27 protein-coding genes are annotated in these 25613 nt (G+C 70.2%); 15 read left to right on the top strand and 12 right to left on the bottom strand.

Annotated elements, in window-relative coordinates; genetic code table 11:
* Window positions 1-9: 9 nt before the first annotated feature.
* Both ACFQ4O_RS05685 and grpE read left to right on the top strand, forming a co-directional pair.
* Entirely contained in the window at window positions 10-162 is a 153-nt protein-coding gene (locus ACFQ4O_RS05685) for a hypothetical protein (RefSeq protein WP_378774696.1), read from the top strand.
* A gap of 92 nt (window positions 163-254) precedes the next feature.
* Window positions 255-908, top strand: a complete 654-nt coding sequence (gene grpE / locus ACFQ4O_RS05680; protein ID WP_378774694.1) for a nucleotide exchange factor GrpE — start codon at window positions 255-257, stop codon at window positions 906-908.
* 187 nt (window positions 909-1095) lie between these two features.
* On the opposite strand, the gene recO is transcribed toward grpE, so the two are convergent.
* Window positions 1096-1830, bottom strand: coding sequence for a DNA repair protein RecO (gene recO, locus ACFQ4O_RS05675; RefSeq protein WP_378774693.1), 735 nt, complete (start codon window positions 1828-1830; stop codon window positions 1096-1098).
* Between the two features lie 129 nt (window positions 1831-1959).
* On the opposite strand from recO, the gene ACFQ4O_RS05670 reads away from it, so the two are divergent.
* Together ACFQ4O_RS05670 and ACFQ4O_RS05665 are read left to right on the top strand one after the other, a co-directional pair.
* Window positions 1960-2865, top strand: a complete 906-nt coding sequence (locus ACFQ4O_RS05670; RefSeq protein ID WP_378774692.1) for a cation diffusion facilitator family transporter — start codon at window positions 1960-1962, stop codon at window positions 2863-2865.
* A 148-nt stretch (window positions 2866-3013) separates the two neighbouring features.
* A complete protein-coding gene (locus ACFQ4O_RS05665; RefSeq protein ID WP_378774691.1) occupies window positions 3014-3451 on the top strand; it encodes a DUF2147 domain-containing protein in 438 nt (145 codons plus the stop codon).
* Window positions 3452-3477: 26 nt separating this feature from the next.
* On the opposite strand, the gene ACFQ4O_RS05660 is transcribed toward ACFQ4O_RS05665, so the two are convergent.
* A complete protein-coding gene (locus tag ACFQ4O_RS05660) occupies window positions 3478-3924 on the bottom strand; it encodes a MarR family winged helix-turn-helix transcriptional regulator (protein ID WP_378774690.1) in 447 nt (148 codons plus the stop codon).
* A 105-nt stretch (window positions 3925-4029) separates the two neighbouring features.
* On the opposite strand from ACFQ4O_RS05660, the gene ACFQ4O_RS05655 reads away from it, so the two are divergent.
* Complete coding sequence (locus ACFQ4O_RS05655; protein ID WP_378774689.1) at window positions 4030-4749, top strand: DUF1428 domain-containing protein; 720 nt, start codon at window positions 4030-4032, stop codon at window positions 4747-4749.
* Window positions 4750-4820: 71 nt separating this feature from the next.
* Window positions 4821-5375, top strand: a complete 555-nt coding sequence (locus ACFQ4O_RS05650; RefSeq protein WP_378774688.1) for a hypothetical protein — start codon at window positions 4821-4823, stop codon at window positions 5373-5375.
* A 79-nt stretch (window positions 5376-5454) separates the two neighbouring features.
* Here the strand turns inward: ACFQ4O_RS05650 and eno are convergent, their stop codons facing one another.
* A complete protein-coding gene (gene eno / locus ACFQ4O_RS05645) occupies window positions 5455-6741 on the bottom strand; it encodes a phosphopyruvate hydratase (RefSeq protein ID WP_378774687.1) in 1287 nt (428 codons plus the stop codon).
* A 132-nt stretch (window positions 6742-6873) separates the two neighbouring features.
* Here eno and queF point away from each other — a divergent pair, with 132 nt between their 5' ends.
* Window positions 6874-7320, top strand: coding sequence for a preQ(1) synthase (gene queF, locus ACFQ4O_RS05640; protein WP_378774686.1), 447 nt, complete (start codon window positions 6874-6876; stop codon window positions 7318-7320).
* A gap of 10 nt (window positions 7321-7330) precedes the next feature.
* Here queF and ACFQ4O_RS05635 read toward each other — a convergent pair whose 3' ends face one another.
* Complete coding sequence (locus tag ACFQ4O_RS05635) at window positions 7331-8107, bottom strand: DeoR/GlpR family DNA-binding transcription regulator (RefSeq protein WP_378774685.1); 777 nt, start codon at window positions 8105-8107, stop codon at window positions 7331-7333.
* A gap of 230 nt (window positions 8108-8337) precedes the next feature.
* Here ACFQ4O_RS05635 and rpe point away from each other — a divergent pair, with 230 nt between their 5' ends.
* Window positions 8338-9021 (top strand): ribulose-phosphate 3-epimerase, encoded by a 684-nt coding sequence (rpe, locus tag ACFQ4O_RS05630; protein WP_378774684.1) that lies wholly within the window; start codon window positions 8338-8340, stop codon window positions 9019-9021.
* A gap of 1 nt (window position 9022) precedes the next feature.
* Window positions 9023-9775, top strand: a complete 753-nt coding sequence (locus ACFQ4O_RS05625) for an HAD-IA family hydrolase (protein ID WP_378774683.1) — start codon at window positions 9023-9025, stop codon at window positions 9773-9775.
* A gap of 16 nt (window positions 9776-9791) precedes the next feature.
* Here ACFQ4O_RS05625 and ACFQ4O_RS05620 read toward each other — a convergent pair whose 3' ends face one another.
* Window positions 9792-10409: a hypothetical protein gene (locus tag ACFQ4O_RS05620; protein WP_378774682.1), complete on the bottom strand. Its 618-nt coding sequence runs from the start codon at window positions 10407-10409 to the stop codon at window positions 9792-9794.
* 208 nt (window positions 10410-10617) lie between these two features.
* Between ACFQ4O_RS05620 and ACFQ4O_RS05615 the strand changes: the two genes are divergently transcribed.
* Both ACFQ4O_RS05615 and sseA read left to right on the top strand, forming a co-directional pair.
* Window positions 10618-11655, top strand: coding sequence for a cysteine synthase A (locus ACFQ4O_RS05615; RefSeq protein ID WP_378774681.1), 1038 nt, complete (start codon window positions 10618-10620; stop codon window positions 11653-11655).
* Window positions 11652-12500, top strand: a complete 849-nt coding sequence (gene sseA, locus ACFQ4O_RS05610; RefSeq protein ID WP_378774680.1) for a 3-mercaptopyruvate sulfurtransferase — start codon at window positions 11652-11654, stop codon at window positions 12498-12500. Before ACFQ4O_RS05615 ends, sseA begins: the two co-directional genes overlap by 4 nt.
* 529 nt (window positions 12501-13029) lie before the next feature.
* On the opposite strand, the gene ACFQ4O_RS05605 is transcribed toward sseA, so the two are convergent.
* On the bottom strand, window positions 13030-14658 hold the full coding sequence (locus ACFQ4O_RS05605) for a CTP synthase (RefSeq protein ID WP_378774679.1): 1629 nt from the start codon (window positions 14656-14658) through the stop codon (window positions 13030-13032).
* 386 nt (window positions 14659-15044) lie between these two features.
* Here ACFQ4O_RS05605 and ACFQ4O_RS05600 point away from each other — a divergent pair, with 386 nt between their 5' ends.
* Together ACFQ4O_RS05600 and ACFQ4O_RS05595 are read left to right on the top strand one after the other, a co-directional pair.
* Window positions 15045-16457: a M48 family metalloprotease gene (locus ACFQ4O_RS05600; protein WP_378774678.1), complete on the top strand. Its 1413-nt coding sequence runs from the start codon at window positions 15045-15047 to the stop codon at window positions 16455-16457.
* A 74-nt stretch (window positions 16458-16531) separates the two neighbouring features.
* Window positions 16532-17323 (top strand): DsbA family protein, encoded by a 792-nt coding sequence (locus ACFQ4O_RS05595; RefSeq protein WP_378774677.1) that lies wholly within the window; start codon window positions 16532-16534, stop codon window positions 17321-17323.
* A 296-nt stretch (window positions 17324-17619) separates the two neighbouring features.
* Here the strand turns inward: ACFQ4O_RS05595 and ACFQ4O_RS05590 are convergent, their stop codons facing one another.
* From ACFQ4O_RS05590 to ACFQ4O_RS05570, 5 genes are all read right to left on the bottom strand, one after another.
* Window positions 17620-18018 (bottom strand): hypothetical protein, encoded by a 399-nt coding sequence (locus tag ACFQ4O_RS05590; RefSeq protein WP_378774676.1) that lies wholly within the window; start codon window positions 18016-18018, stop codon window positions 17620-17622.
* A 99-nt stretch (window positions 18019-18117) separates the two neighbouring features.
* Window positions 18118-19509, bottom strand: coding sequence for an APC family permease (locus tag ACFQ4O_RS05585; RefSeq protein WP_378774675.1), 1392 nt, complete (start codon window positions 19507-19509; stop codon window positions 18118-18120).
* Window positions 19510-20075: 566 nt separating this feature from the next.
* Window positions 20076-22652, bottom strand: coding sequence for a heavy metal translocating P-type ATPase (locus tag ACFQ4O_RS05580; protein WP_378774674.1), 2577 nt, complete (start codon window positions 22650-22652; stop codon window positions 20076-20078).
* A 50-nt stretch (window positions 22653-22702) separates the two neighbouring features.
* Window positions 22703-22990 carry a hypothetical protein gene (locus tag ACFQ4O_RS05575; protein WP_378774673.1) on the bottom strand — a complete coding sequence of 96 codons (288 nt, stop codon included), beginning with the start codon at window positions 22988-22990 and terminating at the stop codon, window positions 22703-22705.
* A 69-nt stretch (window positions 22991-23059) separates the two neighbouring features.
* Window positions 23060-23488, bottom strand: a complete 429-nt coding sequence (locus ACFQ4O_RS05570; RefSeq protein WP_378774672.1) for a hypothetical protein — start codon at window positions 23486-23488, stop codon at window positions 23060-23062.
* Window positions 23489-24055: 567 nt separating this feature from the next.
* Here ACFQ4O_RS05570 and ACFQ4O_RS05565 point away from each other — a divergent pair.
* The gene (locus ACFQ4O_RS05565) at window positions 24056-24979 is read left to right on the top strand and encodes an exopolysaccharide biosynthesis protein (RefSeq protein ID WP_378774671.1); all 924 of its coding nucleotides are present in this window, start codon (window positions 24056-24058) and stop codon (window positions 24977-24979) included.
* A complete protein-coding gene (locus ACFQ4O_RS05560; RefSeq protein ID WP_378774670.1) occupies window positions 24976-25302 on the top strand; it encodes a hypothetical protein in 327 nt (108 codons plus the stop codon). The genes ACFQ4O_RS05565 and ACFQ4O_RS05560 overlap by 4 nt, the downstream gene beginning before the upstream one ends.
* 87 nt (window positions 25303-25389) lie before the next feature.
* Here the strand turns inward: ACFQ4O_RS05560 and ACFQ4O_RS05555 are convergent.
* The coding region (locus ACFQ4O_RS05555) for a hypothetical protein (RefSeq protein ID WP_378774669.1) at window positions 25390-25613 on the bottom strand (224 nt) is incomplete at its 5' end.

Genomic DNA, 25613 nt, shown 5'->3' with positions numbered 1-25613 from the left:
GCCGGCGGCGTGGCGCCGTTCCGCTGGCTGGTGGACGGCCGCCCCCTGCCCCCGGAACGGCGGCGGGAGACGCAGTGGCGCGCCTCCGGCCCCGGCTTCGCCCGCGTCACCGTCACCGACGCCGCCGGGGCCACGGCCTCGGCCCAGATCCGCATCGACTGATGCGCCAAGGGGTCACGGCGGCTTGATTTTTTGTCGCCGCCACCTGATATCCGACCCGCTTTCCGATCTCTTGCGACACTGAAAGGCGCGCGATGCCGGACACGACTTCGCCCCGCAACGACACCCCGACCGACGCCGCCGACGTGGAGCTCCACGCGGCCGACGCCGCGCCGCAGACTGACGGCGAGCGCGCGGACCAGACGATCGAGCCGGAGATCTCCGCCCCGGCCGACCGCGTCGTCGAGCTGGAGGCCGCGGTCACCGACCTGCGCGACCGCTTCCTGCGCTCCCACGCCGAGATGGAGAACCTGCGCCGCCGCACCGAGCGCGAGGTTCAGGACGCGCGCAAATACGCGCTGACCGCCTTCGCCCGCGACCTGCTGTCGGTGGCCGACAACCTGCGCCGGGCGCTGGAGGCGACGCCGGCCGAAAAGGACGGCCCGCTGCAGGCCATCGTTGACGGCGTGGAGCTGACCGAGCGCGAACTCCTGAAGACGCTGGAGAAGCACGGCGTCGCCAAGATCGAGCCCAAGGGCCAGATCTTCGACCCGAATTTCCATCAGGCCATCTTCGAGGCGCCGGACCCGAGCGTGCCCACCGGCACCGTGGTGCAGGTGGTGCAGGACGGCTACGTCATCGGCGACCGCCTGCTCCGCCCCGCCATGGTCGGCGTCGCCCGCGGCGGCCCGAAGCCCGGCGAGACCAAGGCGGACGACCCCAAGCCGGGAATCGACCGCACCGCCTGACGGCGCGGCGCGCGCCGGGCCCCGTGGCGCGTCGCGCAGGCGTCCCCTCCCCTTGTCCCGGCCTTGAGCCGGGACCCAGAGACGTCACCCTCTCAGAACCAGCCGCTCCGACCGTCGCGCGCCTTTCTGACATGCCAGCGGTTCTGGGTCCCGGCTCAAGGCCGGGACAAGGAGGAGCGACCCCCCTTCAGCTCCCCCACGCCTTCGCCAGCGCGGCCAGATAGGCGGCGCGGGCGTCGGGGGGCTTGAGGCCGCGGGGCTCCCAGACGCGGGACGTGAGGAAGTGGCCGGTGATCGCGAAGGCGGCGGTGACGTCGGCCTCGGTCGGCGCGGCGTTCGCGCCGGAGAGGTGGAGGAAGGGCGGCAGCGCGAACAGGCGGTCCGCATAAGGCGCGCCGGCGTCGCGGCCGACCGCGCGGCCGGATTTCGGCGACACGTAAGCCAAGTCGTCGCGGGCGCCGGTGGCGGCGCAGGTGGACAGGTCGAGCCCGAAGCCGAGCTCCGACAGCGTGGCGAGCTCCAGCCGCGCCAGCAGCGCGGGCGCCGCCTGACGGTCGTGGAGGTGGTCGGCGACCACCGTCGCCACGTCGTAGAGGCTTTCGTGCGGTTCGCGCTCCGCCATCAGCCGCAGCAGGCCTGTCAGATGCAGCGCGCCGTGCAGCGAGGCCGCCGCCTCCATCAGCCGCCCGGCGCGGGAGGCGAGCGGCTCCACCGCGAAGGCGCCGAGATGGTCCTCCAGCCGCGCGCGCCAGATGACGCTGACCGTGTTGCCCGGCTGGAGCGCCGGCCGCAGCCGGTGGGAGCGACCGCCCCGCACCAGGCCGAAATGCCGGCCGTGAGCGCGGGTGAACAGCTCCAGCACCACGGAGGTCTCGCCGTGGCGGCGCACCCCGAGGATCAGCCCGTCGTCGGTCCACTGCATCGCCGCACCATGGCGCCGCGGGCCCGCCGCGTCACGATTCGGAAAGGACCGCGCCTTCCGGCTCGAAGCCGATGCTGCGGCGCACTATGAATGAGGCGGAACGCCCACGCTTGAAACCGGAGCCCCCTCATGACCGCCGCCCGCGAACAGCATGTGCTGAAGGTGTCCATCGCGGCGACGGTGCTGATCGGCGCGATCGGCGTGGGCTTCGGCGTGCTGTCCGGGTCGCTGTCGATCCTGTTCGACGGCGTGTTCGGCGCGCTCGACGCCGCCATGACCGGCCTGTCGCTGCTGGTGTCCCGGCTGATCGCGCGCGAGGCCAGCCAGCGCTTCCAGATGGGGTTCTGGCATCTGGAGCCGCTGGTGCTGGCCGTGAACGGCGGGCTGCTGACGGTGATCTGCTTCTACGCCTTCGTCAGTTCGGTGATGGCGCTGTTCTCGGGCGGGCACGAGCTGTCGTTCGACTGGGCGCTGATCTACGCCGCGGTCGTGACCGTGATCTGCCTCGCCATGCTGGCCTATGTGCGCAAGGCCAACCGCAGCATCGGCTCGGCGCTGATCGCGCTCGACGTGAAAAGCTGGCTGATGAGCTGCCTGATCTCGCTCGCGCTGCTTGTCGCCTTCGGCGCGGCCTGGGCGCTGTCGCGGGCGGGCTACGGCGACTGGACGCGCTACGCCGACCCTGCCCTGCTCGCGATCCTCACCGCCGCGCTGCTGCCGGCGCCGGCCTCCACCGTGATCGCGGCGGTGAAAGAGATCCTGCTGGTCGCGCCTGAGGATCTGAACCGGCTGGTGCGGGAGGCGGCGGAGGCGGCCTCCGAGCGGCACGGCTTCCTCGGCTGCCGCAGCTATGTGGCGAAGGTCGGCCGCTCGCGGGTGATCGAGGTCTACCTCATCGTGCCCGAAGACCGCCCGATCGGCTCGATCGCGGAGCTCGACGCCATCCGCGCCGAGATTGGCGAGGCCATCGGCGGCGAAGGCCGCGACCGCTGGCTCACCATCGCCTTCACCGGCGATCCGAAATGGGCCGACTGAGCGCCCCCGTCCGAAGGACAACTACCGGCGCGCGCCGCCCGGGCGCATGATCGGCGCCGCGCGCCCTCAGGCTCTCACGGGTCGGGCGCGCCCGACCCAACGCCGGCGCGAACGACCGGCGGCGCGAAGGCTCCGGGGAGTGGACGCCATGACGACACATGCGACAGCAAGACATGCGACGACGGCGTATGCGGCGCTCGCCGCCCTGCTGATCCTCGGGCCGTCGGGCGCGCGGGCCGATCCCGCCGGCCAGTGGAGCACGCCCAAGGCGCGGGTGACGATCAGCGACTGCGGCGGCGGGTTCTGCGCCACCGTGACCGCGCTGAAGGAGCCCAACGACGAGGCCGGACGCCCCAAGCTCGACCGCAACAATCCCGACAAGGCCAAGCAGAGCCGGCCGATCGTGGGCCTCACGATCCTGAGCGGCATGCGGCCGAGCGGGGACCAGTGGCTGGGGCAGATCTACAATCCCGAGGACGGGCGCACCTACAAGGCCTATGTGACGGAGCAGGGCGCGACCCTGAAGGTGCAGGGCTGCGCGCTCGGCGGCCTCGTCTGCAAGACGCAGGTCTGGAAGCGCGACTGACGGGAACGCGCGGCTGAGCCGCCGGCTCACGCCAGCGCCGCCAGCCCCTTCCGTAAGAGATCGCCGTCGAGCGCCGCGAGCCGTTCGTCGATCTCCCCATGGGTCGCGCGCCAGATCGGCATGGCGGCGGACAGCGTGGCGAGGCCGGCGTCGGTCAGCGTCAGCCGCCGGCCCCGACGATCCGCGGGATCGACCGCCGCGATCAGCAGCCCCCGCCGCTCCAGCGGCTTCAGGTTCGCGGTCAGCGTGGTGCGGTCCATGGCGAGCAGGCTCGCCACCGCGCCGATCGAGGGCGGCGTCTCCCGGTTCAACGCGTGCAGCAGCGAGAACTGGCCGCTTGTGAGCCCGACCGGCTTCAGCGCCTCGTCGAAGCGGCGGGCCAGCGCCCGCGCCGCCCGCTGCGCCGCCAGACACAGGCAATGGTCCTTCACGAACAGGGTCGATTCGAACGGAACGGCGTCGGTCTTTGACATGGGCTATTTATGTTGATATCAACTCAACTAGTCAATCACGATCGGGGCCCTACCCCGGCGCGACGCTTTTGGAAACGCACACGAGCCCCAAGGAGACGCACAGCCATGGCCTATCTCGAAGGTTTCATCGTCGCCGTTCCCGCCGCCAGCAAGGAGGCCTATCGCGCGCTGGCCCTGCGCTGCGCGCCGCTGTTCCGGGAGTTCGGCGCCACACGGCTGGTGGAGGCCTGGGGCGACGACGTGCCGGACGGCCGGATCACCGACTTCCGGCGCGCGGTGAAGGCGACGGAGGACGAGGTGGTGGTGTTCTCCTGGATCGAATACCCGTCGCGGGAGGTCCGCGACGCCGCACAGACGAAGATCATGAACGACCCGCGCATGGCGGAGCTCGGCGCCGAGATGCCGTTCGACGGCAAGCGCATGATCTTCGGCGGCTTCGCCGCGCTGGTGGACGAGGGCCGCGCGGAGGGCGCGACCTATGTGGACGGCATGGTCGCGCCGATCGCGCCCGACCGGAAGGACGACTACCTCGCGATGTGCCGGTCCCATGCCGCCATGTTCGCCGAGCACGGAGCGCTGCGCGTGGTGGACGCCTGGAGCGACGACGTGCCGGACGGCGAGGTCACCGACTTCAAGGGCGCCGTGAAGGCCGAGGGCGACGAGGCCATCCTCTTTTCCTTCATCGAGTGGCCGTCGAAAGCCGTGCGCGACGCCGGCTGGGCCAAGGCCATGGCCGACCCGCGCATGGGACCGGACGCGGGCGCCCTGCCCTTCGACGGCAAGCGCCTGATCCACGGCGGCTTCGCCACGCTCGTGGACGCGTGATCCGCCGTTGTCCCGCGCCCCCGGCCTAAGCCAGACTGGCGGCGTCGCCCTCCGCCCGGAACGGATTCGCCATGCTCCGCCCGTCTCTCGCCGGCCTCGCGCTCGCCCTCGCCTGCGCGCTCCCGCCGCCGGCCGCCGCGCAGCAGCCGACCGCCGCGCCGCAGCGGCTCGTCGCGCCCAACGGCTGGACCCCGTCGGGGAACGCGGCGACGGGAACGATCTACTTCCGGTGCGAGGCGGCGGCCTGCGTTCCCGGCTCGCTCGTCAGCGCGAAGCGGCAGCCGGACGGGCCGCAGGAGCCGCTCGCCGCGTTCCGCGCCAATGTGGAGCAGCGCGGCGCGGCGGTGCTGCAGGCGGGCGGCGGAGCCTATCGCTCGTTTAAGGTCGTCACGGTCTACGCCAAGGAGGTCGCGCCCCTCCGCGCCCAGATCGCGGTCTGGGTCATCAGCCGCGCGGACGGCGGAGCGGAGCCGACCGCGCTTGCGCTCGTCTCCTACGGACAGACCCGCTTCACGCTGGTCTCCACCGGAAAGGACGAGGCCACGGTGCGCAGGAACATCGAGACGATGCTTCCCGCGCCCTTCTTCCTGACGGCCCCGAACGACGCCGCCAAGGGCCGTCGCTGAGCCAAACCCGCCGCCCGAAACGCAAAACGGCGGCAGGGTCGCCCCGGCCGCCGTGTCGCGATGAGTTCGTCGTGAGACGTCAGTCGCGCAGCGCCTTCAGGGCGTCGCGGCCGGCGTATTTCGCCACTTCGCCGAGCTGCTGCTCGATGCGCAGGAGCTGGTTGTACTTGGCGAGCCGGTCGGAGCGGGCGAGCGAGCCGGTCTTGATCTGCCCGCAATTGGTGGCGACGGCGAGGTCGGCGATGGTGGAGTCCTCGGTCTCGCCCGAGCGGTGCGACATCACCGCCGTGTAGCCGGACCGGTGCGCCAGATCGACGGCGGCGAGCGTCTCGGTCAGCGAGCCGATCTGGTTCACCTTCACGAGGATCGAGTTGGCCGTGCCCTTGCGCACGCCCTTGGCGAGCCGCTCAACGTTGGTGACGAACAGGTCGTCGCCCACGAGCTGGCACTTCTTGCCGACGAGCTCGGTGAGCGCCGTCCAGCCGTCCCAGTCGTCCTCGGCCATGCCGTCCTCGATGGAGACGATCGGGTAGTTGTCCACGAGCTTGGCCAGATACTTGGCCTGCTTCTCGGGCGAGCGCTTCTTGTCCTCGCCCTCGTAGACGTATTCGCCGTTCTTGAAGAACTCGGTCGAGGCCACGTCGAGGGCGATGTAGACGTCCTTGCCCGGCGCGAAGCCGGCCTTCTCGATCGCCTTCACCACGAAGTCGAGCGCGGCCTCGGCGGAGGGAAGGTTCGGCGCGAAGCCGCCCTCGTCGCCCACATTGGTGTTGTGGCCGGCGTCCTTGAGCGCCTTCTTCAGGGTGTGGAAGATCTCCGCGCCGGTGCGCAGGGCCTCCGAGAAGGTCGGCGCGCCGACCGGCATGATCATGAATTCCTGGAAGTCGATCGGGTTGTCCGCATGGGCGCCGCCGTTGACGATGTTCATCATCGGCACCGGCAGCACGCGGGCGGAGGCGCCGCCCACATAGCGGTAGAGCGGCAGGTCGGCGGCTTCGGCCGCGGCCTTCGCCACCGCGAGCGACACGCCGAGAATGGCGTTGGCGCCGAGGCGGGACTTGTTCGGCGTGCCGTCGAGCGCGATCAGCGTCTCGTCGATCTTCACCTGCTCCTCGGCGTCGAAGCCGCCGATGGCGTCGAAGATCTCGCCGTTCACCGCGTCGACCGCCTTGGTGACGCCCTTGCCGAGATAGCGATCCTTGTCGCCGTCGCGCAGCTCCACCGCCTCGTGGGCGCCGGTGGAGGCGCCGGACGGCACGGCGGCGCGGCCGGAGGAGCCGTCCTCCAGCACCACGTCGACCTCGACGGTCGGATTGCCGCGGCTGTCCAGGATCTCCCGGGCGAGAATGTCGACGATGGCGGTCATGGGGACGGCGGCTCCGGTCTCGCGTTCAGAAAGGTGCGCGGCACGTCTAGCCCAAGCGCCGCCTCTCGAAAAGGTCGCGCATCGCCTCGCGCGGCATTATGCCAGACACGGATTTCGAGGAGACTTCGCCCCATGACCGACCTGCAGCTCGGCCGCGCCGTCGGCCTGCCCGCCTCCCCGGACGAGGCCGATCTCGACCGGGTGCCCAATCCCCACCCGGACGTGGACTACGTGGCCCGCTTCACCGCGCCCGAGTTCACCTCGATCTGCCCGGTGACGGGCCAGCCGGATTTCGCCCATCTCGTCATCGATTACGTGCCCGACCAGTGGCTGGTGGAGTCGAAGTCGCTGAAGCTCTATCTCGGCGCGTTCCGCAATCACGGCGCCTTCCACGAGGACTGCACGGTGGCGATCGGCAAGCGGCTCGCGGAGACGCTTGCGCCCCGCTGGCTGCGCATCGGCGGCTACTGGTACCCGCGCGGCGGCATCCCGATCGACGTGTTCTTCCAGATCGGCGAATTGCCGAAAGGCGTCTGGGCGCCGGACCAGGGCGTCGCGCCCTATCGCGGCCGGGGCTGATCCCGGCCGGTCAGACGGCGAGCCTCGCGCCGTCCGGCGTCACGACGCGCACGCCCGCCTCCTCGCAGCGGGCGGCGAACTCCGGCGGCGGCGCGCCGTCGGACAGCAGCAGGTCCACTTCGGACAGGCCGCACACCTTCACCGGCGCCTCGCGGCCGAACTTGCTCCGGTCCGCGATCACCCAGGCCTCTTCCGCCTGCGCCATGGCCACGCGGGCGAATTCGGCCTCGAACAGGTGGAAGTCCCCAAGCTCGCCGCCGCGGGTGATGCCCCCGACCGAGATCAGCGCGTAGCGCACATGGAACTGGCGGATGAACTCCAGCACCGAGGGGCCGAACGCCGCCGCGTCCTCGCCGCCAAGCTCGCCGCCCGCCATGAACACGCGGTTGCCGTTCCTTGCCGCGAGCCGGTGGGCGATGGGCGCGGAATGGGTGACGATCGTCAGCCGCGCATGGGCCCCGAGCGCTTCCGCCACGTAGGCCGAGGTGGTGCCGTTGTCGAGGATCAGGCTGTCGCCGTCGCGGATCCGGTCCCGGGCGAGCGCGGCGACCGCCCATTTGGATTCGTTGTTCACCGCCATCCGGCGCTGGAACGGCGGCTCCTCCACCGCCTCCGGCGCCATAACGCCGCCATGGAAGCGCAGCAGCGCGCCGGAATCGAGCATGGGCTGGATGTTGCGGCGGATCGTCTCCGTGGAGACGTCGAGCCGGGTCGCAAGCTCGGTGATGCTGAGGCTGCCGCGGGCGCGCACCGCCTGAAGAATGTCGGTCTGACGCTTCAGGGACATCGCCGCTCCCGAATCCTCGCCGGAAATCCACACAAAACCACGGCGACGCTAGCCCATCCGGCTCGCGCAGGCGAGATCGCGCATCTAAGACCGCAGAGGAGGCTCGAAATCCGCGCGCTTTAAATCAAAGTTCGTCGTTGTGGGGCCATGTGTTTCAACAATGGCGCCCTGTACGCGCGAGCGCGGGCGCGCTAGAGCAATGCCGCAGCGCAGCAATCCGTGTGGTCTTCATGTCGTCGCCGCTTCTCATCGCCCCTTCGATCCTCGCTTCCGACTTCTCCCGGCTCGGCGAGGAGACGCGCGACGTGGTGGCGGCGGGCGCGGACTGGGTGCATCTCGACGTGATGGACGGCCATTTCGTGCCGAACATCACCTTCGGTCCGGACGTCATCAAGCGCCTGCGGCCGTGGACCGACGCGGTGTTCGACTGCCACCTGATGATCGCGCCGGCCGATCCTTATCTGGAGGCCTTCGCCAAGGCCGGCTGCGACGTGATCTCGGTCCACGCCGAGGCGGGGCCGCATCTGGACCGCTCGCTGCAGGTCATCCGCGGCCTCGGCAAGAAGGCGGGCGTCGCCATCAACCCCGGCACGCCGGAAAGCGCGGTCGAGTACGTGCTCGACAAGATCGACCTCATCGTCGTGATGACGGTCAACCCGGGCTTCGGCGGCCAGGCCTTCATCCCCGCCATGGTGGAGAAGATCCGCCGGCTTCGGGCGCTGGTGGGCGACCGCCCCATCCGCATCGAGATCGATGGCGGCGTCACGCCCGAGACCGCCGGGGCCTGCGTCACCGCCGGCGCCGACGTGCTGGTGGCGGGCTCCGCCGTGTTCAAGGGCGGAACCCAGGCCTACGCCGGCAACATCGCCGCCATCCGCGCGGCCGCCGACGCCGCGCTGGGGCGGATCGCCTGACATGCCGCTTGAGGCGGTGATCTTCGACGTTGACGGCACGCTGGCCGAGACGGAAGAGACCCACCGCCAGTCTCTCAACGAGACCTTCGCCGCCTTCGGTCTGCCCTGGTTCTGGGATCAGGCCACCTATCGCCGCCTGCTGCGGGTGATGGGCGGCAAGGAGCGGCTGCGCCATTTCATCGAGCACGACCGCCCGCCCATGGCGGCGCAGGCGCTGGCGCGGTTGAACGACATCCACGCCGCCAAGAACGCCCGCTACGCCACCAAGGTGCGCGGCGGCGCGGTGAAGCTGCGGCCGGGCGTGGCGCGCCTGATCGACGAGGCGCGGGATGCGGGGCTTCGGCTCGCCATCGCCACCACCACCAGCCTGCCCAATGTGGAGGCCCTGCTGCAGGCGACGCTCGGCCTCACCGGACCGGACCGGTTCGACGTGATCGCCGCGGGCGACCTCGCGGCCCAGAAGAAGCCCGCGCCGGACATCTTCCTGCTGGCGCTGCGGCAACTGCGGCTGTCCGCCGAGCAGGCGATCGCGATCGAGGACACCGAGCAGGGCCTCGCCTCCGCCAAAGCCGCCGGCCTCGTGACGCTGGTGACGCCGAGCTTCTACAGCCTCGGACAGGACGTCTCAGCCGCCGACGCGGTGTTCGATTCGCTCGGCGAACCGGGCGCGCCCGCGCGCTGGCTGGCCGGTCAGGGGCGCGGCGCGACGCAGGTGTCTCCGTCGCTGCTCCGGGACCTCGCGGACGCCGCCTGACGCCGCCGCGCGCCGCTCAGGGGACGCGCGACGTCCCCCGCTCCTGCACGACGAAGCAGACGCAGCCGTCTTCGCCGACGACCGGGCTGTGCGGCTCGGGCCCGCGCGCCACCGCCACATCGCCCCGCACGTAGCGCCGGCCGCCGTCGGTGAATTCGCCGCGCAGCGCCAGCACGGCTTCGAGCCCCGCATGCCCGTGCTCGGGCACGATGGCGCAGGGCTCGCCCATCAGGAACAGGCCGTCGCACACGCCGTCGAACGGCAGGCGCGCCGCCCGGAACCCCGGCCCCGCGGGGCGCCAGTCGAGGGCGTCGAGCCCGGCTCCGGTCAGCCGGTACAGCGCCTCGGGCAGTTCGGGATCGCGCTCGATCGGCCGTCCCCGGCCGTAGTAGCCGCCGGCGTAGATCGCGGCCAGCATGTGGTCGCGCGCCGCGCGCAGCGGCCTCGGGCTCGGCATGGCGTCGATGTCCGCCCCCGCCGTGCGCTCCAGGGCGAGGACGGCGGCGCGGTTGGCGTCGGACAGCGCCAGATGCGCGCCCACCAGCGCATGCAGATGGGGCGACAGCGCGCCCGCGGCGTAAGCCGCCAGCAGCGCCTGCGTTTCATCCCGATCTGGTGGAGCGCTCTGGCCCACGATCCGCGCCTGTCACGTGTTCGCCGAAGACCGGCGTGCATAACCTCTTTGGGGTCTACGGGAAACCACCCGGCTGCGGATCAGGCGGAACGCGACGACGCCACCAAAGAGAGCGCCGCCCGCGACGGCCCGTCGCTTCCCATTCGCCGCCCGGCCCTCTAACGTGCGGCTCGCCACAGTTTACCTCATCTATTGAATGGGTTTCTTCATGCAGGTTCGCAGCGGTCTCGTCGACGCCATCGGCCGCACGCCACTCATCCGCCTGAACCGGGCCTCCGAGGCCACGGGATGCGAGATCCTGGGCAAGGCCGAGTTCATGAATCCGGGCCAGTCGGTCAAGGACCGCGCGGCGCTGTGGATCATCCGCGACGCGGAGAAACGCGGCGCGCTGCAGCCCGGCGGCGTCATCGTGGAAGGCACCGCGGGCAACACCGGCATCGGCCTCGCGCTGGTCGCCAACGCGCTCGGCTACCGCACGGTGATCGTGATCCCCGACACCCAGTCGGACGAGAAGAAGCAGATGCTGCGGCTCGCCGGCGCCGAGCTGGTGGAGGTGCCGGCCGTCCCCTACAAGGACCCGAACAACTACGTGAAGCTGTCCGGCCGCCTCGCCGAGGAGCTGGCGAAGACGGAGGCCAACGGCGCGATCTGGGCCAACCAGTTCGACAACGTGGCCAATCGCCAGGCGCACATCGACTCCACCGGCCCGGAAATCTGGGATGACCTCGACGGCAAGGTGGACGGCTTCGTCTCCGCCGTCGGCACCGGCGGCACGCTGGCGGGCACGGGCATCGCGCTGAAAGAGCGCTCCAGCCGCATCAAGGTGGCGCTGGCCGATCCCCCCGGGGCCGCGCTCTACAGCTACTACACCACCGGCGAGCTGAAGGCCGAAGGCTCCTCCATCACCGAGGGCATCGGCCAGGGCCGCATCACCGCCAACCTGGAGGACGCGCCGGTGGACTTCGCCTACCACGTGCCGGACGCGGAGGCGGTGCAGATCGTGTTCGACCTGCTGGAGCACGAGGGCCTGTGCCTTGGAGGCTCCAGCGGCGTCAACATCGCCGGCGCCATCCGACTGGCGCGCGAGCTCGGCCCGGGCCACACCATCGTCACGGTTCTCTGCGACTACGGCACCCGCTATCAGTCGAAGCTGTTCAACCCGGACTTCCTGCGCTCCAAGGAGCTGCCGGTTCCGGCCTGGCTCGAACGGCCCGGCGCGGTCGATCTGAACAAGGTGCTGCTGTGAGCAATCCCAACCTCGTCTCCACCGAATGGCTGAGCGAGCGGCTCGGCGATCCGGACGTGATCCCCGTCGACGGCTCCTGGTACCTGCCGGCGGCGAAGCGCGACGGCCCCGCCGAGTTCTTCGGCGCCCACATTCCCGGCGCGGTGTTCTTCGACATCAACACGGTGGCGGACCTCGCCACCGACCTGCCGCACATGCTGCCCTCGCCGGAGGTGTTCGCCGAAGCGGTCGGTAAGCTCGGGATCGGCGACGGCGCCACCGTGGTCGCCTATGACGGCGCCGGCCTGTTCGCCGCCGCCCGGGTGTGGTGGACCTTCAAGGTCTTCGGCGTGAAGAACGTCTACGTGCTGGACGGCGGACTGCCGAAGTGGAAGGCGGAGGGCCGCCCGATCGAGAGCGGCTCCGCGACCCGCGCGCCCGCGACCTTCACCCCGCGCTTCGACGCCGCCGCCGTGCGCAACGCCGACGACATCGCCGCCGGGCTGGAGAGCAAGGCGTTCCAGGTGATCGACGCCCGCCCCGCCGCCCGCTTCCGGGGCGAGGCGGCCGAACCCCGGCCGGGGCTCGCGAGCGGCCACATTCCGGGCTCGCTCAACGTGCCGTTCGATCAGGTGGTGAAGGACGGCCGGCTCGCCGACGAGGCGGCGCTGCGCGCGGCCTTCGAGGCGGCGGGCGTGGACGTCTCCGCCCCCATCGTCACCACCTGCGGCTCCGGCGTCTCCGCCGCGATCCTGGCGCTCGCTCTTGAGGGCGCCGGCGGCAAGGCCGAAGGCCTCTACGACGGCTCCTGGGCCGAATGGGGCGCCGGCCAGCGCCCCGTCGCGACCGGCCCCGCGAAAGGCTGACCGGCGGCGCCAACGCTCTCTTCCTTGTCCCGCTCTTCCCTTGTCCCGGCCTTGAGCCGGGACCCAGAGCCGCTGACGGTTCAGGATCAAGCGTCGCGCGTAGAGATCATCTGGCCCGCGCCGGCGCGTCAGGCTCAAGCCCGACCACGTGCGCGGTTTATTCTGCCGGCGTCGACGTTTCTGGGTCCCGGCTCAAGGCCGGGACAAGTGGGTGCGTGCCGGCCTGCCGGTTTCACCTGTTCAGCGACGAGCTGCAGGCGGTGAAAGTCCTCGGAACACTGAGCGTCGGCACCTCTTCCTTGTCCCGGCCTTGAGCCGGGACCCAGAACCGCTGGCGGTTCAGGATAAAGCCTCACGCGTAGAGATCATCCGGCCAGCGCCGGCGCGTTAGGCTCAAGCCCGATGACGCGCGCGGTTCATTCCGCCGACGTCGACGTTTCCGGGTCCCGGCTCAAGGCCGGGACAAGTGGGTGCGCGCGGCATGTTTCGAGCGTGACCGCCCGCCTTGCGACCGCAGTCGCCCTCTCCCTCACACCAGCCGGCTCTGCTCCAGCGCGGCTTCGACGAAGCTTGCGAACAGCGGGTGCGGCTCGAAGGGGCGCGATTTGAGCTCCGGGTGGAACTGGACGCCCACGAACCACGGGTGGTCCTCATACTCCACGATCTCGGGCAGCAGGCCGTCCGGGGACATGCCGGAGAAGATCAGGCCATTGGCCTCCAGCCGGTCGCGATACGCGGCGTTGACTTCGTAGCGGTGGCGGTGGCGCTCCCAGATGTCGTCGGAGCCGTAGATCTCCGCCACCCGCGAGCCGCGCTTCAGCCGGGCCTCATAGGCGCCGAGGCGCATGGTGCCGCCGAGGTCGCCGTCGGCGCGGCGGCTTTCCAGCTGATTGCCCTTGGTCCACTCGGTCATGAGGCCGACCAGCGGCTCGGGCGTCGGGCCGAACTCGGTGGAGTTGGCGTCGGGGATGCCGGCGAGGTTCCGCGCCGCCTCGATCACCGCCATCTGCATGCCGAAGCAGATGCCGAGATAGGGCACCTTGCGCTCACGCGCGAAGGTGGCGGCCCTGATCTTGCCCTCCGCGCCGCGCTGGCCGAAGCCGCCGGGCACCAGAATGCCGTGCACGTGCTCGAGGAACGGCGCGGGGTCCTCGTTCTCGAAGATCTCGCTCTCGATCCAGTCGAGGTTCACCTTCACGGTGTTGGCGATGCCGCCATGGGCCAGCGCCTCGGACAGCGACTTGTAGGCGTCCTTCAGCCCCGTGTACTTGCCGACGATGGCGATGGTGACCTCGCCCTCGGGGTTCTTCACCCGGTGGGTGACGGTGCGCCAGCTGGCGAGATCGGGCGCGGCGCCGGGCTCGATGCCGAAAGCGCGCAGCACCTCGGTGTCGAGCCCCTCGCGGTGATAGGCCTCCGGCACGTCGTAGATCGTGTCCACGTCGCGGGCCTCGATCACGGCGCTCTCGCGCACGTTGCAGAACAGGCCGAGCTTGCGGCGCTCGTCGGCGGGAATCGGCCGGTCGCAGCGGCAGAGCAGGATGTCCGGCTGGATGCCGATGGAGCGCAGCTCCTTCACCGAATGCTGGGTCGGCTTGGTCTTGAGCTCGCCCGCGCTCGGAATCCACGGCAGCAGGGTGAGGTGGATGTAGATGGCGTCGCCGCGGGGCAGGTCGTTGCCGAGCTGGCGGATGGCCTCGAAGAACGGCAGGCCCTCGATGTCGCCCACCGTGCCGCCGATCTCCACCAGCACGAAATCCACGCCCTCGTTGCCGTCCAGCACGAAGGTCTTGATGGCGTCGGTGACGTGGGGAATCACCTGCACGGTGCCGCCGAGGTAGTCGCCCCGGCGCTCCTTGGCGATGATGTTCTGGTAGATGCGGCCGGTGGTGATGTTGTCCTGCCGGGTGGCGGCCTTGCCGGTGAAGCGCTCGTAATGGCCGAGGTCGAGGTCGGTCTCGGCGCCGTCGTCGGTGACGAACACCTCGCCGTGCTGGGTCGGGCTCATGGTGCCCGGATCGACGTTCAGATAGGGGTCGAGCTTGCGCAGCCGCACCGAGTAGCCCCGCGCCTGCAGCAGCGAGCCGAGCGCGGCCGAGGCGAGGCCCTTGCCGAGCGAGGACACGACGCCGCCGGTGATGAAGACGTAACGGGCCATTCGCTCTCTTCCGCCTGAAGGCCGGCCGCGCGCCCGCGCGCCGCTCCGCGCCGCCGGCGAAGAACCGGCGAGGCGGGCGTCGCGCGGCCCGGCGGCGGGCCTGATCCCAACTCGAAAAAACGACGCCGCCCTCCCCCGGCCGCAAGGGGTCGGGAGCGAGAAAGCCTCGTCATGTTGTCTGGGGCCTCTTCCTACATCGGCGCCGCGCGCAAGGAAAGCCGTCCGGCGCCGAAGGCGTGAACGGTCGCTCATGTTCGCGCCACGATTGGGGGCCACAGCGGGCTTCGGGCGGGAGGACCCAAGGGGTTTGCCCTTCGGGAGCGCCCCGCCTACTCTCCGCCGCACCGTTTCAAAGACGCGAAGCCCCCGTTCCCAAGGCGCCGCCGATGCCCCTGCCCTGCCTGCGCCGCGCCGTCCTGATTCTCGCCTCGAAAGCCACGGCTCTGCTGTGCGCCATGGCGCTCGCGCTGACCACGCTTACGGTCCCCGCCGCGGCCCAGGCGCCCGGCGGCGGCTCCATCATCCGCGACGCGGAGATCGAGGGCCTGCTGAAGGATTACATGCTGCCGATCTACCGCGCGGCGGGCGTGAACCCCGGCGCGGTCGAGATCGTCATCATCAACTCCCGCGTGTTCAACGCCTTCGTGGCCGACGGGCGGCGCATCTTCGTGAACATCGGCACGCTGCTCGATTCGAAGACGCCGAACGAGGTGATCGGCGTGCTGGCGCACGAGACCGGCCACATAGCGGGCGGGCATCTGGCGCGGCTGCGCCAGCGGCTCGACAGCGCCCAGACCATGGCGATCGTCGCCATGCTGCTGGGCGCGGGCGCGATCGGCGCGGGCGCCGCCGGCGGCGGGCTGGACCGGGGCGCGGGCAACGCCGCCATCGGCGCCGCCATGGCGCCGCAGGAAATGATCATGCGCTCGCTGCTGTCCTACCAGCGGGCGGAGGAGCAGGCGGCCGACCGGGCGGCGGTGAACTACCTCACCAAGACGGGCCAGTCCGCCAAGGGCATGCTGATCACCTTCAAGCGCTTCGCCGACCAGATCGCCTTCTCCCAGCGCTTCATCGATCCTTACGCCCAAAGCCACCCGATGCCCCAGGACCGCATCCGGAACCTCGAGGATCTGGCGCGCAAGAGCCCCTATTTCGACACGCCGGACTCGCCCGCGCTGCAGGCGCGGCACGATCTGATGCGCGCCAAGCTCGTGGGCTTCACCGAGGGCCCGCAGGGCGTGGCGCGGCGCTACCCCTTGAGCGACCAGAGCCTGCCGGCGAAATACGCCCGCGCCATCTCCGCCTACCGCTCGTCCGCTCTCGACGGCGCCATCGGTCAGATCGACGGGCTGATCGCGGCGCAGCCCAATAATCCGTGGTTCCACGAGCTGAAGGGCCAGGCCTATCTGGAGAACGGCCGCGCGACGCTCGCCGTGCCGCCGCTCCGGCGCGCCATCGCTCTCGCGCCCGGCGCCACGCTGATCCGCACCATGCTCGGCCAGGCGCTGGTGGCGAGCAACGCGCCGCGGGACACCGACGCCGCCATCTCCGAGCTGACCAAGGCGACGGCGCGGGATTCGAAGAACGCGGACGGCTACCGCCAGCTCGCCCAGGCGCTGGCGCGCAAGGGCCGCATCCCCGAGGCCGACCTCGCCTCGGCGCAGGCCGCCTTCGCGACCGGCGACTACGGCACCGCCCGCCAGATCGCGGAGCGCGCCAAGCGCGCCTTCAAGCCCGGCACGCCGAACTGGCTGAAGGCCGACGACATCGCCTCCTATCGCCCGACCAAATTGAATTGACGCCCGCGCGCGGCGCGCCCACCACCGGCGCGCCGCGCGGAACACGCGCGCATCCCCGTTCAAGGAGTTTTCCCATGGCCGCACTCGGCAACGTCGCTCTCGCCGTCGCAGCCGGCCTCGTCGGCGCCGGCGCCACGGCCGCGCTCGCCGTCTTCGGCGTCCTGCCGACCGCCGGCGTCGTCGCGACGCCCGAGCGCGCCGCCATGGAGAAGCTGGTGCACGACTACGTGGTGCAGAACCCCGAGATCCTGCTCGAGGCCCAAAAGGCGCTGCAGACGCGGCAGGCGGCCCGCGAGGCGGCGGAGGCCCGCGAAAAGCTCGCCAGCAAGCCCGAGACGCTGGAGAACTCCAAGCTGCAGGCCGTGCTCGGCAACCCGGACGGCGACGTCACGCTGGTGGAGTTCTTCGACTACAACTGCGGCTATTGCCGCCGGGCGCTGGGCGACCTCAACGCGCTGATCGAAAAGGACCCGAAGCTGCGCGTGGTGCTGAAGGAGTTCCCAATCCTCGGCCGCGGCTCGGCGGAGGCGGCGCAGGTTTCGGCCGCGGTGAACCTGATCGCGCCGGACAAGTACAAGACGTTCCACGACGCGCTGCTGAGCGCGCAGGGCCAGGCCGACCTCGCCTCCGCCACGCGAGCCGCCACTGCGGCCGGCGTGGACGCCGCCGCGCTGGAGGAGGCCCTGAAGCGGCCGGAGGTGCGCGCCACCATCGAGGAGGCCTACGCCCTCGCCAGCCAGTTCGGCGTGGAATCGACCCCGGTCTTCATCGTCGGCGACGCCATCCTTCCCGGCGCCGTGGGCGAACAGGCGATCAAGTCTCGCATCGACGCCCTGCGCAAATGCGGCAAGACCGCCTGCTCCTGACGCCCGCTGAACTCCGCGACCGCGTCGACACCCTCTCCGCGCTCGCGCTGGCGGCTGCATCCGCTCAGCGCGTCCCATACTCGCTATCGCTTCAAGGTCCGCCGCCGGCGGTTGAAGCGGCGGACCTGGGGGCGTAACGGCCTTGCACCAGCCGAGCTGAAACGAACGCCGCAATGGCGGCCGACCGTCGTTTCCACGAAGCCGCAGGGGATCCACGGCCGCCGGCGGGGCTCCAGACGCGCGAAGGCCGCCGGGGACGTATCCGTCCCCGGCGGCCTTCGTCGAAGCCAGAAGGATCAGTCTTCGACGCTCTTGCGGGTCACGCGCACGGTGCGGCGGGCCTTGGGAGCGGCGGGGGCGACGCCCTCGTCGGTCTCGTCGGTCTCGGACTTGCGCGCGTCATGGGCGTCGAAGGCGGCGGCGGAGCCGTCCTCGAAACCGCGGCGCAGCGAGTTGCCGACCGGGAGCAGCTCCTTGAGGAACACGGCGCCGAACACCACGCCGTAGGACACGCCGTAGGCGGTCTTGTAGGCGCCGGCGCTGACGGCCTCGCCGGTCTTGCCGGCGGCGGACTTGATCGACGTCGTGGCCGTGGAGCTCGCGCTGCCCACGTAGCCGGCGGCGGTCTCGAGGGCTTCGCTAAGGCTCGCCAGAGCGGCGTTGCGTTCCGGGGTTTCAGCGATGGTTTCGGACATGGTCGATCCTTTCGTCGGTCATGTGAGCGAGGGCCGATGCGCGCCCTGCGCGTTGGAGACGGGCGCCGGGGATGCCGGGCGCCCGTCGATGAGGGTGGATCAGGCGGCCCGCTCGCCGGTCGCGGCGAACTGCAACTGCACGTCGTCGATCGCGTCGCGGACGTCCGACATCATCTGGGGACGGCGCGCCCGCTCCACCAGCAGCCAGATCGCGCCGACCGCCATGTAGGCGAAGAACACGCCCGCCAGCACGCTGTCGGAGGCGCTGATCGGCGGGAACAGCTCGCTGCCGGGAAGGCCGAAGGTGCCGAGCAGCGGCAGGATCATGAAGGCGACGCCGCCGACCGCGTAGAGCACGGCGCGCACGGTGAGCCGACCGATCGAGCGCAGGTAGATCGGGGCCGCGATGGTGATCAGCAGGTAGACCAGGATGAAGCCGAAGCTGCAGGCCGTGCCGAAGGCGCCCTGGGCCTCGAACGGACCCATGCCGCCGAGATAGACCGCAGTGGGCGCGGCGAAGGTGATCAGCGCCGACACGATGACCGCCACATGGGGCGTGCGGTTGGTCTCGTGCGCCGAGCCGAGCGACTCGTAGAACAGGCCGTGCTGCGCCATGGAGAAGATGATGCGGGCGGTCGAGTTGATGGCCGCCAGCGTGCAGGCGAAGAAGCTCAGCAGCACGCCGATGGTGATGACGGTGCCGAGGCCGCTCCAGCCGAGGCTGGTGGCGAGATAGTCGAGCGGCGCCTCGGAGGTCGCGAGCGACTCCGACGAACCCTTGAAGCCCACCACGACCACATAGGCCATGAAGATGAAGAACACGCCGGAGAACAGCACGCTCTGGGTGATCGAGCGCGGGATCGAGCGCAGCGGGTCCTTGGCCTCGTCGCCGAGCGACGCGGAGCTCTCGAAGCCGGAGAAACCGAACACCGCCAGCATGACGCCGACCAGGATGCCGCTCGGGGCCGCGTCCTTCAGCGTGAGCTGATCGGCGTCCACCTCGAAGCCGTGCGCGTTCCAGATGATGACGCCGAGCACGATGATCGACGCGATCGCCACCGCCTCGAACACGAGCATCGTCTTGGCGGAGAGCTGGATGTTGCGGCAGGCGATCCAGCAGGACAGGCCCGCGCCGACGAAGAACAGGCCGATGGTGGGCACCTGGATGCCGAAGGCCTTGCCGAGCAGGATGTTCGACACGATGGCGAGGCCGCACAGCGTGGACATGCCCGTCAGGGTGTAGGCGAAGGCGAGAGCCCAGCCGCCCAGCACGCCCGCGCTCGGCCCGAGCCCCTGCACGATGTAGCTGTAGAGCGAGCCCGGCGACGCCGAGCGCGTGGCGAACTGGTTGACGTTCAGGCTGACGAGATAGAGCCCGAGCATGCCCAGCAGGAAGCTCATCCACGCGCCGTTGCCGGCGGTGGCGAAGATCAGGCCGAACACAGCGGCCGGCACGGTCGACGGCGCGATCACCGAAACCGACTGAGCCAAGACTTCAGGATAGGAAAGAACGCCGCGACGAAGACCCGACGGCGCAGGATGAACGCGCTCTTCGGCGGCGTTGCTGGTCACTGAAGGCAAGGCTTGCGGGGACATGATCGATGATCGCCTCTTGATCTGATGGTGCGGCGCCGTGCGGCGGGGCGAGCTCGAACCGAAACAGATCTCCGCGCGCGCCTCACGCCACCCGCCGAAGAGGCGGACGGAATGGAGCGCGCTCAAAGGCGCGTCGGTTCAGTTTTACGGTCTCGGATGAAGAGAGACCCCCTCTCTTCGTCGTGAACAACACTGTCATTAACGTGTCATGGACCGCAATGCGACAAATAATTCCGCATAGCGGCAAACTCTTTTTCGAAGAGCCCGCGACGACCGCAAATAACCATCGACTGTCTACTAGGGAGGTAGACATTTTTCCCAGGCGAACGGGAGTGATCAGCTCACCGTGAGCTGCTCACCATTCGCGCTTCGTCCCTTGCGTCGATCGCCATCGGGAGAAGCCTTGGCGTTGCCGGCCCGCGAACCCTGTCCGCGAGCCGACCGATCGCGTCCGCCGCGCCTCAGCGCGCCGGGGCCGCCAGCAGAAGCTTTTCCTTCTCGGCGCGCAGGGCCGAGGCCCGGCGCAGCGGCAGCAGACCGTTGCCCACCGCGAGAAGACCGCCGATCTGGTTGAAGATCATCGAGTGCATCACGCCGAAACCACCAAAGAACGCGCCGGCGATGCAGATGACGTTCGGAACGATGACCAGTCCCCAGCTGCGGTTGATGTTGGCGTGAAGCTGGGTGGACACGTCGTGCAGCTGCAGAAGCTTCACGAGGCTGTCCTCCATCAGCACCACCTGGGCGGTGTCGGTGGCGATGCTGGAGGCGCCGCGCAGGGAGATCGACACGTTCGCGGTCTTGAGCGCGATCGAGTCGTTCACGCCGTCGCCGATGAAGCAGACGGTGCGGCCTTCCTTCTGCAGCATCTCCACATAGCGGGCCTTGTCCTGCGGCAGCACTTCGGCGAAGTGCCGGTCCATGCCGAGACGCTCGGCGAGCTTGCGCGTCGGCTGCTCGTGGTCGCCGGAGATGATGGCGAGGTGCTTGGCGCCGCGGGCGCGCAGACCCTTGATGATCGCCGCCGCTTCCGGCCGCTCGGCCGCCTGAAGCTCCAGCGCGCCGCCGAGCTCGCCGTCGACGCCGACCATCACCAGCGAATGGCCTTCCTCGTGCGCGGCGTCGATCTCCGCCTGCAGCGCGGACGGCAGCGCGATGCCCTCATGCTGCATGTAGCGGGCGCTGCCGACGCGCACCACATGGCCCTCGACCTCGACCGTGATGCCGTAGCCCACGTCGTACTTGCTGTCGTCGGTCTTCGGGATGTCGAGCTTGAGCGCGTGCGCCTTGTCGATGATCGCCTTGGCGATCGGATGGCTGAAGCGGTTCTCCGCCGCCGCCGCCCAGGCCAGGATCTGCGCCTCCGAATAGGGACCGTAGGTCAGGATGCGACCCACCTCCGGCCGCTCGCGCGTCAGGGTGCCGGTCTTGTCGAACAGGAAGGTGTCGACCTTGCGCAGGGCCTCCAGCGCGCGGCCGTCCTTGACGAGGATGCCGTGCTCGGCGCTCAGCGTGAGCGAGCTCAGCATGGCGATCGGCGCGGCCATGCGGATGCCGGTGCCGAGGTCGCAGTTCACCACCGCGGTGGCGCTGGCGACGCCGGTGGTGGCGAGGCCGAGCGCGCCGAGCGCGAGCGTGGGCGCCACGGCCTTGTCGGCCAGCTCCTCGCCGCGGGACTGGGACTTCAGCTTGTAGCCCGCGGTGTCGTTCAGGATCTGCGCCAGCTTGGCGGAGGTGGTCTGGTCGCCGGCGCTGGTCACCGCCACGCGCACCTTGCCGGCGATGACGGTGGTGGAGGCGAGCACCTTGTCGCCCTTCAGCTTCTCCACGGGGGCGGATTCGCCGGTCAGCGTGTGCTGGTCGATCATGGCCATGCCGTCGACCACCTCGCCGTCCACCGGCACCGCCTCGCCGGTGTGGACGATGATGACGTCGCCGACCTTGAGCCGCTCCAGCGGCGTCTCCACCTCGGCCCCGTCCACGTCGAGCCAGACGAAGCGCGGCTGCTTGCCGAAGACGTTGAGCAGCATCTTCTTGCTGTCGTCTTCGGTCTTCTGCACCAGCTTGCGGGAGACCGCGAGCGTGAAGCCGAGCACGGTGCCGGCCAGCACCTGGTTGGTGGCGAGGCAGGCGGAGACGACGATCGCGTCCAGCACGTCCACGCCGAGCCGCTTCTCCTTGAACAGCACGTCGTAGGCGCTCTTGAAGCTCGGCAGCACCGAGAACAGGAACACCGCCGCGCTGACCGGCGCGAGGCCGGGCACGAAGAAGCGGCTCGCGGCCGCGAGCGCCACCGACGCGGTCGCGATCGGCAGGTCGAGATCGACCGGCGACACCGGCGTCTCGCCGGTCGTCGCCACCACATGGTCGAGCAGCCCGACCAGCTGGTCGCGGCGGATCTCCTTCGGGTTGTAGTGGATCAGCACCGTGCCGGTGAGTTCGTTGGTGGCGTAGCGGTCCACGCCGAAGGTGTTCATGAACTCGCGCTCGATCGCCTGGGCGAGCTCGCGCCGGCGCAGCAGCGCGGCGTTGTGCAGGCGGATGCGCCCGACGATCTCGCTGCGCACGGTCCAGGACGACAGCCGGCGGCCGTAGCGCTGAAGCTTCAGGGATTTCGAGGTTCCGAGATCGAAGTCCTCGGGGAACAGCAGCGCCTCGCCGTCCACGCCGCCCGCGAGCGCGCGGCTCAACTCAGCGACGCGGGGATCGCCCTTGGCGAGCGGGGCGTCGAAGGTGACCTGCGCCGCATACTTCTGGGCGTCGATCGCCACCTGCGTCACGCCGGGCGCCCGGAAGGCGCGCTCGAAGAAGCTGCGGGCGAAGGCGTCGCGCGGGCTTGCGAACAGCGCCGGGCTTTCGAACTGCACCACCCGCGGCGCCGGGAACGCGATCTTCAGGCCCGCGGCCGCATCAGGCGCGCTGGCGCGTCCGCGGCGCGGCTTCGCGACCGAAGCCGTTTTGAGCGGCGCGGCGCGCTGCGAGGTCGAGCGGGGCGCGCGGGCGGTCGCGGAACGCGAGGTGGTGCGGGTCAGCGTCATGATGGTCTGGAAAGCTCGCTCGACGTAAAAGTATGAGGATGTGCGGAAAATCAGGACTTCGCAGCGTCGGTCGGCGCCCGCGAGGCGTCGCGCCGCTCGGCGCGGCGGTCCTCCACCAGCTCCTTCCGCTCCAGCAGGACGCGCGCCGCGGCGGCGTAGGCGTCGCCGAACACCTCGCCGGCGCGGCCGAGGCCGCCCTGCACCAGGGACGCGAGGCCGCGGGCCAGCGACGACGGAGACGGCCGCCGGCGGAAATCGATCTCGTAGCGCGGGTTCACCAGCCGGGCCGGCGGGCGCGACCGGCGGGCCGGCGCATGATCCTGGGCAGACTTCGTCATCGCGCCGCCATCCTTCGCTGCGGAACCGTGCGTGGGGAGAGCGCCGCGCGGGACGGCGCCCTCCGGTGATCAAACGGCGGAATCGCGCGTGACGCGGACGGTCTTGCGGGCGCGGGGCGAGGCCGGCTTGGCCTTCTCGGCCTGCGCCTCGAGCTCCTCGTCCAGCTCGTCGCCGACCGCGGGGGCCTTGGCCGCGCGACGCGACGCGACGGCGTCGATCGCAGCCTCCGCGCCTTCCTCGAGACCACGGCGGACGGCGCTCTCCTCCGGCAGCAGCTCCTTCAGGAACACCGCGCCGAACACCACGCCGAAGGACACGCCATAGGCCGCGTGATAGGCGCCGGCGCTGACGCCGGCCTTGACCTTGCGCGCCGCCGCCTTCGCGGACTCGGACGCGTCGGAGCTCGCCTCGCCGATCGTCTCGGCGGCGGCCTCGAGCGCCTCCCCGAGGACCGAGAGCGGGCTGTTGTCGGTGGCGTCTGCCGTGGCGGTCGTCATGTGCCGTTTTTCCCTAGCCGTCCTGAACACTCGATCCGCGCGCCCGCGGAGCGGACGGGCGCACGGGCGCCCTTCGGCGCGAAACGCGATGGTCCGTCGCCCGGCGGGGCTCGAACCACAGGAGGAGGCCGCCTTCAGCGGCGCCCGAAACAGGTCACGCAACACTCCGCCCACAATTGCTGCATCGCGTCAAAGGTAGCGTTTGACAGCCGGCGAAACTCCACCCTATGTTGCATCATACTATCTATCTTATAGATTGTGTGGAATATGGGTATCAACATGGCCTTGTGTTGTCAAACTGTCGCAAGCGCGGAGCCATCGCCGGAAACCCGGCGCCGGCCCTGCTTCCCGTTTGGCGCGCAGGCCGGATATCTCCATGTTTTTCAATCCGTTGATCGCGCCGCTCCCGGCGCCCGCCGTCTCCGGCCTTACCCCGGCTCGGCGTCGTAAAACCGCAACAGGATTAGTCTACGTGTCTGCTGGAATGACGCAACAGCGGCACACGACGCGGCCCTCCCGGACGACTTGGTCGGCCCCGCGCCCGCTTCCTGCAGAGGCCGCATCATCGTGATCACAGCCGAGCGCGCGCAAAAGCGCACCGACACCCGGGAGACGCCGTCGCTGGCGCGCACCTCTCAGGTGCTTCGCGGGGTTCTCGTCAACAATCCGGACGTCCAGACCTTCACCATCGGCGACATCCTGACCGCCATCGGCACGGACCGGCCGGAAGCCTCCGTCATCCTGTTCACCGCGCCCTCCTTCCTGCCGATCAGCGACGCGCCGGGCTTCTCCGGCGTGGCCGCGGCGGCGGTGGGCGGGCATTACGCCACCGGCCGCTCCGAGCTGCGTCTGCCCAAGGCCCTGCTGGAGAAGCAGGTGCCGCGCCGCTCGCTCGCGGTGGCGATCCATCTGATCCTGCCGCTGGTGGACTTCGCCGAGAAGACCGTCCGCCCGAGGCTCGGCTGGGTGACGCATCCGATCTGCAAGCGCGTCATCGGCCTGCTGGTGTTCGTGCTGGCGCTCACCATGGCCTTCCCCATCATCGGCTTCGATCCGCTGCACGCGCTGTCCACCTTCGTGATCTCGCTGGGCTTCGCGGAGAAGGACGGTCTGGCGGTGCTGCTCGGCGTCGGCGTCGGCGTGCTGTCGCTCATTCTGGTCGCGGGCGGCAGCCTATCCTGGCGCGCCATGCGCTCGACCCTCGGCAAATGGCTGAAGAAGCTCGGCCGCAAGTTCGGCCTTCACGCCGTCGCCGCGTTCTGCGAACGGCGCGGGTGGCCCAAGCTCGCGGGCGCCTTGCGTTTCGAGCTGTCCGACGTTCTTCTGATGTGGGATCCGGAACGTCGCGAATCCGATCGGCGGCGTGACGACGCGGCTCGCCGCGCGGCCGATGTCACTGCGCGGCGCGACATCCGCGACGCGCGCTCCGGCGGTTCCCGCAAGACGAAGACGGCGACATCTCTGACCTCGGGACTGACGGCCACCGCATGAAGCGCGAGAAGATCTATGAGTTTGCGGCGCTTCGGCCGCTGGACGACGACATCCGGCAGGCGATCGAAGACAACATCGAGAAGAACGCCCATCGCGCGCCGAAGGACTTCGAGTTCGGCTGGAACGAGGACGACGACCACCGGCTGCACATCATCATCGATCCGGTGGAGATCGAGGTGGAGTTCCTGAGCGAGACGGTCGAGGTGTTCGCCACCGCGCCGCTCTGGGCCAAGGTGGCCTTCACCGAGAAGCGCCGCACCGAGCTGCGCGATCTGGTGGAAAGCGTGCTCGCCGACTCCAACGTGGTCGCCGCGCGGGCCTAACACCACCGCGGCGCGCGGCGCTTGCGGGACTGGAACAGCAAAAGCCGGCGGATCCCTCAAGGATCCGCCGGCTTTGTTCGTTCACGCTCAGCCGTAGATCGAGGCCAGCAGCCGCGCCGCGCGGCGCTCCCGCTCGTTGGTCAGCCGCGCGAGCCCGCTCGCGTGCCGGGCGTAGATCACCGCCGAGCCGACGTTCGACAGCAGCCCCGCCTGCAGGCTGGTGAAGCCCGCCGTGAAGGCGCCCGCCACGCCGAGCAGGTTGACGGCGTAGAGCGCGCGGGTGTCGGCCGCGAGCCGGCCGCGGCGGCGGG

The sequence above is a fragment of the Methylopila musalis genome (assembly GCF_042679725.1).
In the GTDB taxonomy this organism is placed as follows: domain Bacteria; phylum Pseudomonadota; class Alphaproteobacteria; order Rhizobiales; family Methylopilaceae; genus Methylopila; species Methylopila musalis.
This window is presented reverse-complemented; position numbering and strand designations above follow the sequence as displayed.